At 63.9% G+C, this 13,761-nt stretch carries 6 protein-coding genes and 1 pseudogene; 2 read left to right on the top strand and 5 right to left on the bottom strand.

Annotated elements, in window-relative coordinates; genetic code table 11:
* Positions 1–15: 15 nt before the first annotated feature.
* On the bottom strand, positions 16–852 hold the full coding sequence (locus tag PD885_RS00720) for a 2-keto-4-pentenoate hydratase (protein WP_002808527.1): 837 nt from the start codon (positions 850–852) through the stop codon (positions 16–18).
* Positions 853–991: 139 nt separating this feature from the next.
* On the opposite strand from PD885_RS00720, the gene PD885_RS00715 reads away from it, so the two are divergent.
* Both PD885_RS00715 and PD885_RS00710 read left to right on the top strand, forming a co-directional pair.
* On the top strand, positions 992–2,047 hold the full coding sequence (locus PD885_RS00715) for an alpha/beta hydrolase (protein ID WP_040762640.1): 1,056 nt from the start codon (positions 992–994) through the stop codon (positions 2,045–2,047).
* Positions 2,044–3,650 (top strand): annotated as a pseudogene (locus tag PD885_RS00710) (carboxylesterase/lipase family protein). The gene PD885_RS00715 and the pseudogene PD885_RS00710 overlap by 4 nt, the downstream one beginning before the upstream one ends.
* A 52-nt stretch (positions 3,651–3,702) precedes the next feature.
* Here the strand turns inward: PD885_RS00710 and PD885_RS00705 are convergent.
* The 4 genes from PD885_RS00705 to PD885_RS00685 form a co-directional block, all read right to left on the bottom strand.
* Positions 3,703–4,851, bottom strand: a complete 1,149-nt coding sequence (locus PD885_RS00705) for an aldo/keto reductase (protein ID WP_002808533.1) — start codon at positions 4,849–4,851, stop codon at positions 3,703–3,705.
* A 241-nt stretch (positions 4,852–5,092) separates the two neighbouring features.
* Complete coding sequence (glgB, locus tag PD885_RS00695; RefSeq protein ID WP_002808535.1) at positions 5,093–7,276, bottom strand: 1,4-alpha-glucan branching protein GlgB; 2,184 nt, start codon at positions 7,274–7,276, stop codon at positions 5,093–5,095.
* A gap of 11 nt (positions 7,277–7,287) precedes the next feature.
* Positions 7,288–10,638: a maltose alpha-D-glucosyltransferase gene (treS, locus tag PD885_RS00690; protein ID WP_088056608.1), complete on the bottom strand. Its 3,351-nt coding sequence runs from the start codon at positions 10,636–10,638 to the stop codon at positions 7,288–7,290.
* Complete coding sequence (locus PD885_RS00685) at positions 10,635–13,751, bottom strand: maltotransferase domain-containing protein (protein WP_002808539.1); 3,117 nt, start codon at positions 13,749–13,751, stop codon at positions 10,635–10,637. The genes treS and PD885_RS00685 overlap by 4 nt, the downstream gene beginning before the upstream one ends.
* Positions 13,752–13,761 lie beyond the last annotated feature (10 nt).

Raw genomic sequence — 13,761 nt, 5'->3', positions numbered from 1 at the left:
CTCCCAAGCTTCTAATCACTGGGTCCGCCATGATTTGGCAGACACAGCCGTACAGGAAATGTCGCCGATGCCAGCAAAGCGAATCAGGGCACGCTGTCCCACTTCGATGTCATGGATACCGGTGGCATTGCCCGTGGCGATGAGATCACCGCGCTTGAGCGGACGTCCGCGCTGAGCCGAACGACTGAGCGCAAATGCGTAGGCCGCTCGCAATCCGCCCGGCAACGTGTTGGCGCCGCCAGTGCCGACGATCTGGTCGTCGATCAGCGTCTGGGCGGTCAGCGAGGACGCCTCACGCCGCAGCCAATCGGTCACTTCCGGCCCAAGAATCAAGCCATTGTTGTTGCCGAAGTCGGAAATCACCACGCGCGGGCCCAGCGTGTTGATGGTGGCCAACGGGCTGCTGGCGATTTCCACGCCAATGAACAGCGTGGCCGGCAACTGCGCCGCCTCGTCCGGGGTGAAGTGGGTCTGCTCGGCCGGCGCGTCTGCGCCCAGACGCAACACGTACTCGGCCTCGACCGCGCCGAAGCCGCCCTCATAGATCGGAAACTGCGTTGTTCCACCGGTAGCATTCCAGAGCTTGTGCGAGAAGATCGGGCCGAGCAGACGCTCGTCGCCTGACGCGTCGCGGCGCTCGGCGGCGATATAGCCCACCTTCCAGCCGACCACCTGATCGTCCCACTGGCTGATGGCAATGTCCTGCACCCGATAGGCAGCGACCAGATCGTCGGGAATTCGCCCGGGAAAATCGGGCAGCGATGCCCCTGCACGGCGTGCCTCCACAAAGCGCTGAGCGATCTGCGACAGCGAGGATGCGGACGATGCTGGGGTGGCGGCGTCGTTGCTCAAGGGTGTCTCCCTGATAGGTGTTTGTGTTGCACTGCCAATCGACAGTGGCACGGTGTGGTGTATATGGTAAACCGGTGTCATTGACAATATGCAGTGCGGCATTGTGCCTGTCAAAGCACAGCGACCCTGGGAGGAGTGCATGGAACAGACAAACCAAAGGTGCGGTTTTGCCGCGTTTTCGAGCGCCGTGCGTCGGTGCATGACGCTGGTGGTGGCGGGGTCGCTACTGGCCGGGCCAGTACTGGCTGCCGAGATGCCCAGCGCCGACACCGCCGCCGAACAGGCCAGCCGGATCCAGCTGTGGCCCAAGGCCGTGGCACCGGGGGACAAGACCCTGCCGCAGCCGCAACGCATCGTTGAGCGCAGCAGCGACCCCGCCCTGCCCGACCGCTACATCCAGCAGATCAGTACGCCCTACCTGGTGGTCTACCGCCCCAAGCGGCCCAATGGCACTGCTCTGCTGGTCACTCCCGGCGGCGGCTACCAGCTCATCGTGCTGGACAACGAAGGCAGCGCACTGGTTCCCGGCTTCGTCGACCAAGCAGGGATCACGCTGTTCGTGCTGCGCTATCGACTGCCAGGCGAAGGCCACCCCAACGGCGCCGATGTGCCGCTGGCCGATGCGCAACGCGCACTGCGGCTGATCCGCGCCAACGCCGCCCGCTATGGCATCGACACGCAGCGGGTCGGGGTGATGGGCTTCTCGGCTGGCGGCCATGTCGCGGCCAGCCTGGGCACGCGCTACGCCGCGCAGGTGTACCCGAAGGTGGACGCGGCCGATGCGCTGAGCGCGCGGCCGGATTTCGAGTTGCTGATCTACCCGGTCATCGACATGGACAGCGCCAACGCGCATATGGGCTCGCGCCAACGCCTGCTCGGCAGCACGCCCAGCGCTGCCCAGCTGCGTGCGTATTCGCCGCACTTGCACGTGGACGCACGCACGCCGCTGACCTTCCTGCTGCATGCGCAGGACGACACGGTGGTTTCGGTCCGCAACAGCCTGCTGTTCCATGATGCCCTGCTGCGCGCTGGGGTGCCGAGCGAGCTGCACGTGTTCCCGCAGGGTGGCCATGGCTTCGGGACTGCCAGCACCACCGGCCTGACCGTGGCCGCGTGGCCGCAGCTGGCTCAGGCGTGGATCGCACATATCACCAAGGCACAGGTGTCCACAGCCGCACAGGACACTGCGCAATGACCGCACCGTCCATGCCCGACGCGCGGCGCCGCACACTGTTGCGCGGCGGTCTGCTTGCCAGCGCTGCGGCAGCCCTGCCCGGCTTCACTGGCGCGGCCGCAGCGACGTCGCACCACTGGCACAGGTCCGCAGCGGCGCGTTGCGCGGTTATCGCGACCAGGGTATCTGCGTGTTCAAGGGCATCCCATACGGCGGCGACACCGCCGCGCGCCGCTTCCAGACGCCGGTGCTGGAAACGCCCTGGCCCGACGTGCGCGATGCCAGCCATTTCGGTGCGGCGGCGCCGCAGCTCAAAGCCAGCGAGCCGACCAGCGAGGACTGCCTGTTCCTCAACGTGTGGACACCGGGCCTGCGCGATGGCGGCAGGCGGCCGATCCTGTGCAATCTCCATGGCGGCGGCTATACCTCCGGCTCCGGTAGCGATCCGCTCTACGACGGCGTGCGCCTGTGCAAGCGCGGCGATGTGGTGGTGGTCACCGTCAATCACCGGCTCAATCTGTTCGGCTATCTGTCGCTGGCGCAGCTTGGTGATGCGCGCTTTGCCGACTCCGGCAATGCCGGGCAACTGGACCTGATCCAGGCGCTGCAATGGGTGCGCCGGCATGCGGCCGAATTCGGCGGCGATGCCGGCAATGTCACCGTGTTCGGCCAGTCCGGCGGCGGTGCCAAGATCGCTACCTTGATGGCGATGCCGGGCGCGCGCGGCCTGTTCCATCGCGCCTGGACCATGAGCGGGCAGCAGGTCACCGTTGCCGGGCCGCGCGCGGCCACGCAACGCGCGCAGGTGTTGTTGGATGCATTGAAGCTTGCGCCTGTCGAGATTGCACGCATCCGTACGTTGCCGATTGCGCAATTGCTGGCCGCCGCGCAGGTGCGCGACCCCTCGCGGGTGGAAAACAGCGCGCTGTACTTCGGCCCGGTGCTGGATGCGCGCAATGTGCCGGTGCATCCGTTCTGGCCCACTGCGCCGCTGCAATCAGCCAAGATTCCAATGGTGATCGGCAATACACGCGATGAAACGCGCGCGTTTCTCGGCAACGATGCGAGGAACTTTGCGTTGAGCTGGGACGAGCTGCCGGCCAAACTGGAAACCCAGCAATACATCGACCTGTTGCCGCAGGTGGTGATTGCCGAATATCGACGGCTGTATCCGCAGTATTCGCCATCTGACGTGTTCTTTGCGGCGACCACCGCAGGCCTCTCGTGGCGTGGTGCGGTCGAAGAAGCCGAAGCACGCGCACACCAGGGCGCACCCACCTGGGCCTATCAACTGGATTGGGGCTCGCCGCTGGATGGCGGCAAGTTCGGCGCCTTCCACACACTGGATATTCCACTGGTGTTCGACACCATCGCGCAACCCGGTTCGCGCACCGGCAACGGCGCCGATGCACAACGCATGACCGAGCAGATGAGCCAGACGCTGATCGCCTTCGCGCGCAGCGGCGACCCGAACCACCGCGGCCTGCCGCGCTGGCAGCAATATTCGTTGCAACGCCGCGAAACGCTGCTCTTCGATAGACCGAGCCGGCTCGAACACGATCCGCGCGGGGGCGAGCGCACGCTCTATCAGCAAGCACCGTTTATTCAACGCGGTACGTTCTGACCGCATTGGTCTGCTGACCGCCCCTCCTCCCCGGATCACCACGCATGAGGCATCAGCTTAAAACAGGCACCGGCGCATCCGCTTCAATGACGTGCTCGCGCTTGAGCTCTTCCCAAACGGCTGCCGGAATCGCCACACGCATCGAGGCCGCGTTTGCGTGCGCCTGCTCGGCAGTGCGCGCGCCTGGAATCACCGCAGACACCACTTTCGGGGCGGCGGCAAATTGCAGCGACACAGTGCGCAAATCCACACCATGGCGGTCGCAGATGGCCAGCGCTTTTTGTCGCTTGGCTGGCGCCCATTCCGGCACGGTGTCGTCGTAGAGATAGCGATCGCGGCCGGCCAGATAGCCCGCCAATAACGGCGCGCCGACCACGACAGAAGCGCCGTGCTTGGCGATCTTCGGAAAGGTGTCGTGCAGCGCTTGTGCGTGGTCGAGCAGAGAGTACTGGCAAGCCAGCAAGAAGATATCCGGGTCGGCTTCTTCAATTGCGCGCAAAGCAGGCTCCGGGCGATTGACGCCGAAGCCCCAGGCCTTGATCAGCCCTTCCTTGCGCATCTTGGTCAACTCCGGCATCGCGCCTTTCACCGCTTCGGCAAAGCGCTGTTGCCACGGCGTGCCGAGGTCTTGTTCGTTTTCCGGCGACAGGTCATGGATGTATGCGATATCGATCTGCGATACGCCCAGGCGCTGCAGGCTGTCTTCAATCGAACGACGCACACCGGAAGCACTGTAGTCGTAGCGATAATCGAATGGCGATGGCTGCTGCCACATCGTCTTCGGCGGCTTGTCGGTTGCGCTGAGCAGGCGCCCGACCTTCGTCGACAACACGTAGTCGGCCGGCGCGTGGCGATGCAGATGGTGGCCGGTGCGCCGCTCGGACAATCCCAGCCCATACCACGGCGAGGTGTCGAAGTAGCGCACGCCCGATTCCCACACCGCCGCCAAGGTGTGCTCACTCTGCGCATCGCTGGTCGGTGCAAACGCGTTGCCGATCGCTACACCGCCAAAACCCAGACGACTCGTCGGGCGGTAGCGCCCGCTCCTGGTAACGGGATTGGCCGGCAATGCGATGGCAGCGGTTTTGCCGCGTGTGGGCATCACGCTGCCAGGCGCAGAAGACTGCGCCATCAACGGCGCAGCGGCCAATGCGACGGTGCCGGCAGCGGCAGCACAGAGAAATTGACGACGTGTATTCATAGGGAATTCCCTGCAACGACGTGATGCACCAGCATGGCCCTGCAGTCGTGCAGATAAGGTCAGCGCATAGATTGCGAACGTGCACAGGAAGTCATCGCCCGCATCGCTTTCAGACTCATGTGTTGTCGCTCGATCTGGCCGACGTGCATCGCGGCCGAATGTCGAACGCCACGACGCACTCTCGCTTGCGAACCACTCATGCTCCATCGCCGGGCCAATAGCGCGGCGATGGAGCGATATATCAGCCGTGCGGGGTCAGCACAATGACCCCTAGCGGGGGCAACAACAGTGGGAGCGACTGTGCATGACCATGCATGGACTGCTGTTGTGCAGTTACGATGCCACCATTGCCAAGATTCGCCCCGCCATAGATGGCGGCGTCGCTGTTGAACACTTCGCGCCATTTGCCGCTTTGTGGCGCACCGATGCGATAACCGTGCTGCACGATCGGGGTGAAGTTGATCACCACCAGCACCGGTGCATCGCCGCGTTTGCCCTTGCGCAGGAACGCGACCACGCTGTTGGCGGAATCGTCACCGACCACCCATGCGAATCCGGCCGGATCGTCGTCGTGCACATGCAGCGCGGGGTATTCGACATACAGCCGATTCAAATCGCGCACCAGGGTCTGCACACCGCGGTGGCGAGGGTCGTCGAGCAGATGCCACGGAATACCGCCGTCGTGGTTCCATTCGGTGGGCTGGCCGAACTCGCAGCCCATGAACAGCAACTTGCGCCCGGGGTGGGTAAACATAAAGCCCAGATACGCACGCAGATTGGCGAAGCGCTGCCAATCGTCGCCCGACATACGACCGAGCAACGAGCCCTTGCCGTGCACCACTTCATCGTGCGAGATCGGCAGTACAAAGCGCTCCGAATACGCATAGACCATGCTGAAAGTCAGCTCGCCATGGTGATGGCGGCGGTAGAGCGGATCCAGCGCGGCGTAATGCAAGGTGTCGTGCATCCAGCCCATGTTCCACTTGTAATGGAACCCCAAGCCGCCGTGCGCAACATCGGCCGTCACTCCGGGAAATGCGGTAGATTCTTCGGCAATCATCACTGCGCCCGGTGTGTGCTCGCGCACCACCTCATTAAGCCGTCGCAGAAACGCGATGGTTTCGTAGTTTTCGCGTCCGCCATGGATATTGGGCACCCACTCGCCGGCATTGCGGCTGTAATCGCGATACAACATCGACGCCACCGCATCCACGCGCAGACCATCGACGTGGAAACGCTGCAGAAATTCCAGCGCGCTGGCAATCAAAAACCCGGAGACCTCACGGCGCCCGTGGTTATAGATCAGCGTATTCCAGTCGCGATGGAAGCCTTCGCGTGGGTCCGCATGCTCGTAAAGAGAGGTACCGTCGAAATGCGCCAGCCCATGTGCGTCGGTAGGAAAATGTGCAGGCACCCAATCGACGATCACGCCGATGCCTTCACGGTGGCAGCGATCGACAAAGCGGGCCAGGCCATCCGGCGAGCCGAAGCGCGCGGTCGGTGCGAACAAGCCCAGCGGTTGATAGCCCCACGAGCCGCCGAACGGATGCTCGGTCACCGGCAGCAGTTCGACATGGGTGAAGCCCATACCGGCCACGTAGGGAATCAAGCGGTCTGCCAGGCCATCCCAATCCAGATCCACGCCTTCTTCGCGCAACCAGGAGCCGGCGTGGAGTTCGTAGATGCTCATCGGTGCGTCGTGCGCCTGACGGCGCGCGCGCGTGGCCATCCAACCGTCGTCGCTCCACTGATGCGGCGTGGGGTCGGCCACGATCGACGCCGTGCCAGGCGCAAGCTGGGCACGGCGCGCTACCGGGTCGGCCTTGGCCGGCAATTCGTTGCCGTGTGGGCCGCGCAGCCGATACTGGTAATGCGCACCAGGGCCGACATCGGGAATGAACAATTCCCACACGCCCGACTGGTGACGCAACCGCATCGGGTGACGGCGCGCATCCCAACCATTGAAGTCGCCCACCACCGCCACGCGCGTAGCGTTCGGCGCCCACACAGCGAAGCGCGTGCCGCGCACGCCATCGACTTCAATCGCGTTGGCACCGAGCGCATCGGCCAATTGCAGATGATGGCCTTCGCTGATCAGATGCAGATCGAAGTCGCTGAGCTGCGGCCCGAAGGCGTACGGGTCTGCGGTTTCCTGCTCGCCACCGGGCCAGCCGATGCGCAGCCGATAGCCGCCCTGCGCCGGCAAATCACCGGCGAACATGCCTGGCTCCGGACCTGCTCCCAGTGCGATGACCTGCCCATCGTCGAGCACCGCACTGACGTGGTTGGCACCTGGTTGGTAGGTGCGCAACACGCGCCCCGCGTCGGTCGGGTGCGCGCCCAGCACGGCAAAGGCATCGCCATGGCGTGCCTCGGCCAGGGCGCGCGTGACGCCGGGATCCCATCGATTGGTCACTGCAGTCATTGCTCCACTCATCATGTGTCTCCTGCACCAGCGCGTACGCCTTGCAGGATGCGTCGCAAGCCTTCGATCGGCACCATTAACCAGCCGGGACGGTTGGCGGCTTCATAACGCACTTCGTAGCAGGCCTTTTCCACCAGGAACAGCAAGGTGGCTGTGTTGAACGCTGCCGGCGCAATCCACGGATGGACGCTGGTATCGAGCACGGCACGGTAAGCGTCCAGGAAGGCGTCGGTGGAGCGGCGACGGAACTCCACCAGGAATTGGTCCAGATGCGTGTCCACGCCCACGCCTGCCCGGGCGGCGGTGCCTTCTTCGCCACGTGCCGACACTTCGCTGGCGTAATCGAGCGAGCGCAGGAAGCCGGCCACATCGCGCAGCGGGCTTGCCTTGGCGCGACGCGCGGCCAGCGGCTTGGCCGGCTCGCCTTCGAAGTCGATCAAGATGACATCGTCGAACGCCACCAGAATCTGCCCAAGGTGGAAGTCGCCATGCACGCGCGTCAGCAGCGAATCGGCCAGCACGCTCGGTGCCTTGGCCAGCAACGCCTCCAATTGTGGGCGTTCGGCCAGCACCGCTTCCAATGCGTCGCGCTCGATCGCATCGTCGCTGCTCGCCAGACGTGCATTGACCGTGTCCCAGATGTCTTCGACCTGGCGCGCGACGCCGGCCACCACATCGTTGGCGGTTGGCAGATCGATACGCTGAGGTGCGAAGTCGGCATCGTCGGTGTCGCGCGACAACGCCGCATGCAACTCGGCCAGGCGCTTGCCGACCACAGAGGCAAACACGTCGTAACCGGCGATGGCTTCGGCGCGCGACTCGTCGGTTTGTGCGGTGACGTACTCGTCGAAACTGCGTGCCAGATGGTCCAACGTCCAGCGCCAGGCATCGCCCTGATTGCGGATAAAGCCCTGCAACAACGCGATGGTGGTGACCGTGCCCTGCCCGTCAATACGGCTGACGCTACCCAGCAACGGCGCGGCGTTGGCATACCCCATTTCGGTGAGGCGACGGCCGATTTCGATCTCTGGATTCGCCCCATTGGCCACATGCCGCAGCAACTTGAACACGGCCTTGTCGGCGACCACCAGCGAGCTGTTACTCTGTTCGGCAGACAACCAACGGATATCCGGATCTTGCGGAATATCCAGCTTGGCCAATGCAGCGGTGGCTTCGAAACGCACCTGCCCTTGTTGCGAGGCATCGTCGCCATCGCGGAAATCCAGCGTGGCGTTTTCGCGCAGCGCATCGATCACCCCGCGCACCATCGTCTTGAGTGCGAACGCATCGGTGAGATAACCCACCTCGCGCCCTTGACGCACGCGCGCCAGGGCCAGCTGTTCGGCCAAGGTACTGGGTTGGTCGCGCTCCCACACGATGCCGACCGGCAACATGTAACTCTCGTGGTGGCCGTCTTCCAACTCCACTTCCAGTTCCAGCAAGCTCATCGGCTCATCGCCCGGCAGCGGGGTGCGGCGCGAAATACGCACGTTCTTCAGCACCCGATCCTTGGCCGAGAACCAGCGGCGTGCCGACAACCAGGCCGGCAGGATCTCGGCCTCCAGCGTCGGCAGATGCGGCAGCAGGGCGTTGCTTTCGTCGGTATCGCTGCGCAGCACCAGCGTGTGGTAATCCGGCAATGGCACAGGGGTGGGCACATGCCAATCCGGCAACGTGCCTTCGCTGACCAGCTGGAATGCGTAGAAGCCGAACGGCGGCACCGTGAGCAGATAGGTCAACCGCCCGATCGGCGGGAAGCTGCCGCCGCCGATGATGTCCACCGGCACGCGGCCTTCGAACTCGGAAAGATCCAGCTCCACCGCCTGCAGCGTGTGCGACAGGTTGGCCACACAAAGCACCGTTTCATCATGGCAGGAGCGCAGATACGCCAACATGCGCCGATTGCCGGGGTACAAGAAGCGTAAGGTGCCACGACCGAAAGCCTGGTAGCGCTTGCGCACGCTGAGCACCCGGCGGGTCCAGGTCAGCAGCGAATGCTGGTCGCGGATCTGCGCTTCTACATTCACCGCCTGAAAGCCGTATAGCGGGTCCATGACCGGCGGCAGCACCAACTGCGCCGGGTCGGCGCGCGAGAACCCGCCGTTGCGGTCGATCGACCATTGCATCGGTGTGCGCACACCGTCGCGGTCGCCCAGATGGATGTTGTCGCCCATGCCGATCTCATCACCGTAATACAGCACTGGCGTACCGGGCATGGTCAGCAGCAGGGACGTCATCAATTCGATACGGCGGCGGTCGCGTTCCAACAATGGTGCAAGACGACGACGAATGCCCAGATTGATCCGCGCGCGGCGATCGGAAGCATAGGTCTGCCACAGATAATCGCGCTCCGAGTCGGTGACCATTTCCAGCGTCAATTCATCGTGGTTGCGCAGGAAGATCGCCCACTGGCAGCTCTCCGGAATCTCCGGGGTCTGGCGCATGATGTCGGTAATCGGAAAACGGTCTTCGCGCGCGATCGCCATGTACATGCGCGGCATCAGCGGGAAATGGAACGCCATATGGCATTCGTCGGCGTTCTTGCCGAAGTACTGCTGGGTGTCTTCCGGCCACATATTGGCTTCGGCCAGCAACATGCGGTCAGGATATTCGGCATCCAGTGTGGTGCGAATCTTGCGCAGAATTGCGTGGGTTTCCGGCAGGTTCTCGTTGGAGGTGCCCGAGCGTTCGATCAGGTACGGCACCGCATCCAGACGTAGACCATCCACGCCGCGATCCAGCCAGAAGCGCATCACTTCCAGTACCGCTTCCAGCACTGCGGGGTTGTCGAAGTTGAGGTCTGGTTGATGCGAATAGAAACGGTGCCAGAAGTATTGCCCGGCGACCGGATCCCAGGTCCAGTTGGACTTTTCGGTATCGCAGAAAATGATCCGCGTGCCTTCGTATTCCTGATCGGTATCCGACCATACGTAGAAATCCCGCTCCGGCGAGCCGGCCGGCGCGTTGCGTGCACGCTGAAACCACGGGTGCTGATCGGAGGTATGGTTGATCACCAACTCGGTAACGATGCGGATGCCGCGCGCATGCGCCTGCGCGACCAGCTGCTCGAAGTCGGCGATGCTGCCGTAGTCCGGATGCACCGCCATGTACTCGGCGATGTCGTACCCATCGTCGCGGCGCGGGCTGGGGTAGAACGGCAACAACCAGATGGTGTCCACGCCGAGTTCGGCAATGTAATCCAGCTTGGAAATCAGACCCGGGAAATCGCCGATGCCATCGTCATTGGAGTCGAAGAACGACTTGACGTGCACCTGATAAATGATCGCGTCCTTGTACCAAAGCTGATCAGCAACTACGGCGGATTGCTCCGCGTCGGCCTGTAACGATGCCACTGCCTTCATGCAACCTCTCCTGCGCGGATGCGCCATAACGCGAACGGTCGCGTTGCCTCTAGACGGATGTGTTGGTATTTGCCCTGCCATTCGAACCGATGGCCATCCCATAGATCGTCCACCGCCACGGTGGCGTGATCGGGCAGGCCCAGTTCCCATAGCGGGATTTCGATATCGGCATCCTGGCCGGCATGGGGGTCCAGATTGATCGCTACCAACACCATGCTGCGGCTGCGCGACAAGTAGCCGGCATCCAGGAACTTGCCGAAGTACAGCACCTGATCGTGATGCGCCTGATAGAACCGCGTGCCCAGGTGCGACTGCAATTCCGGATGCATGCGACGCAGCTGATTGAAGCGGGTGATCTCATCGACGATGTCGCCCGGCGCACGTTCGGGCCAGGCACGCAGCTGGAATTTCTCCGAGTCCATGTACTCTTCCTTGCCCGGCGCCAGCGGTGTGGCTTCGCAGAGTTCGAAGCCTTGATACATGCCCCACAAGCCGGACAACGTCGTGGCCAGCGCGGCGCGGATCAGATGCCCATTGCGCCCGCTGGTCTGCAGAAACAGCGGATTGATGTCCGGCGTGTTGACGAAGAAATGCGGGCGGAAACATTCGCGCGGCACGCCTGCATTCACCTCTTCCACATACGCCTGCAGCTCGTGCTTGTGGTTGCGCCAGGTGAAGTAGGTGTAGGACTGCGAAAAGCCGCACTTGGCCAGGCGGTACATCATCTTTGGCCGGGTAAAGGCTTCGGACAGGAACACCACGTCCGGCCGACGCCCGCGGATTTCGGCAATCAACCACTCCCAGAACGGGAACGGCTTGGTGTGCGGGTTGTCCACACGGAATAGCGTGACGCCTTCGTTGACCCAAAACAGCACCGCATCGCGCAGCGTATTCCACAAGTCCGGCACCGCACCGCTGGCGTAGAAATCGACGTTGACGATGTCCTGGTATTTCTTCGGCGGATTTTCCGCATACGGAATCGACCCATCCGCGCGCCAGGTGAACCAGTCCTTGTGATCGCGCAGCCACGGGTGATCCGGTGCGCACTGGATCGCGAAATCCAGGGCCACTTCCAAGCCATGCGCGCGCGCAGCCTGGATCAGCCGGCGGAAACCGTCCAGCCCGCCGAGCTCGGCGTGCACTTCGGTGTGTCCGCCATCGGTCGCACCGATCGCATACGGGCTGCCTGGCTCGCCGTCGACGGCGGTGACCGAGTTGTTGCGACCCTTGCGGTTCTTCGCACCGATCGGGTGGATCGGTGGCATGTACAGCACGTCGAAGTTCATCGCGCGGATATGCGCCAAGCGCTCGATCACATCGTCAAAAGTGCCGTGGCGCTGCGGATCGCCACTTTGCGAACGCGGGAACAACTCATACCAACTGGCAAAGTGTGCCGCGCGACGCTCGGACTCCACCCGGAACGTCACCGGGGTCTCGGAGCGGAACGGTTTATCGTCGGCCAGCGCCATCGCCTGCGCGGTGTCCGGCTCCAGCACGATGGCCAGCTGCTGCAACGGCTCGCTCTGCGCACCGATGCGGGTGAGGATAGCTTGCAAGCGCTTGGCCAAGGCGCCGGCGCTGCGTGCATGTGCGGCCTGCACCACAGCCACCGCTTCCTGCACATCGACCGGCAACACCGTGTTGGCCGCGCGCTTCTTTTCCAAATCGGCATGCAAGGTGGCAAACACATCGCGCCAGCCCTCCACACGGAATTCATAGGTGCCGATACGCTCCAGCGGGAACTCCGCGCGCCAACGGTCGTTGCCCAACCCACGCATCGGCGCGCTGGCCCAGGTCTTGGCGTCGGCCGGACGCCACAGCACCGCCACCGCAATGCGATCATGCCCGTCACAAAACGCGTCGGCCTCGACATAGAGACGGTCGCCCACCACGCGCTTGACCGGGAAACGGCCGTTGTCCACCGACGGCGTCACCGACTCGATGCACACACGTGGCCATGCGGCAGCGGTCTGTGCACGCTGGCGCATGCGTGGCACCGCCAACACATGGCGTGCCGGCACACTGCGATACACACGCACTTCGCCCGGCTCCAACGCCTCCCACGTCGCCCCGGACAAGGTACGGCCGTCTTCTGCGACCAACGCTTCCGCATCGCCGAGCAAACGCAACAGATCCGATGCAGGTACCGGCACCACATGGTTGGCGTCGCCATTGATCAACAATAACGACGGCAGCCCGCCGAGCGGCTCGACTGCCACCGCGGTAAAACCGGTGGCCTCGCTCAGCAGCGGACGCAGCCGCATGCCCGCGTCGCTGGTCGGCAAGCCATCGGTCGCGCCGATCGGCACTGGCACCGCATCCAGATGCGCATCGTCCAGCAGCCAGGCGCCGCCCAAGGCACGCGCCAATTGCCAGTGCTGCTCGGGCATTGCTGCGCGCTTGCCGTCGAGCGCGTGCAGTACCGCAACCACGTGCGAGGCCAGCGCCCGCAGCGCGGTGTCTTCGTCGAAGAACCAGCTACCGCGACCGTCCCACCACGCGAGTGAAGAAAACGCAGCATCGAAACCGGCACCGGCCAACTGCCGCAAGGCTTCCAGACCCAGGCCCGGCGTCCACGCCGCAAACACCACCTCAGGCGCCTGCGCATGCACGTGCGCGATCAGCTCACGCCAGCGTTGCGCCGGCACCTGCTGCGGCTGCAACAGACGGAAACCACCCACGCCCTGCCCAGCCCAGTCCAGCAAGCGCGCACCCCACCACGCTACCAGCGCCGCACCTTCCTGCGCATAGGTGAAGCGTGCCTCGGCGATTTCCGGCGTCGCACGCGGCTGCCGTGGGTCCGGCACCGCCGTGCTGCGCGCGCGGAACCACTGCGGGTTATCGCGCACTACCGCGCTGGCGCCACCCACTTCGTCCAGGCGCACATCGATCAGCAGCTTGACTCCGGCCCGACGCGCCGCCTGCACCGCTTCGCGCAGACGCTTACCTTGCGCGTCCGCATCCGCAGACGGCTCGATCAATCGACCGTCCGCATCGCGCTCGAACGGCGCGGCCATCACCACGTAATCGCAGCCCGCCTCACGCGCGGCCACACAGCGCTGATCCAACCCGATAGGCGAAGGCGTCACTTCATTGAGAACACAGATCCGCATGACGTTCCCT

This window comes from Xanthomonas fragariae, assembly GCF_900183975.1.
In the GTDB taxonomy this organism is placed as follows: domain Bacteria; phylum Pseudomonadota; class Gammaproteobacteria; order Xanthomonadales; family Xanthomonadaceae; genus Xanthomonas; species Xanthomonas fragariae.
This window is presented reverse-complemented; position numbering and strand designations above follow the sequence as displayed.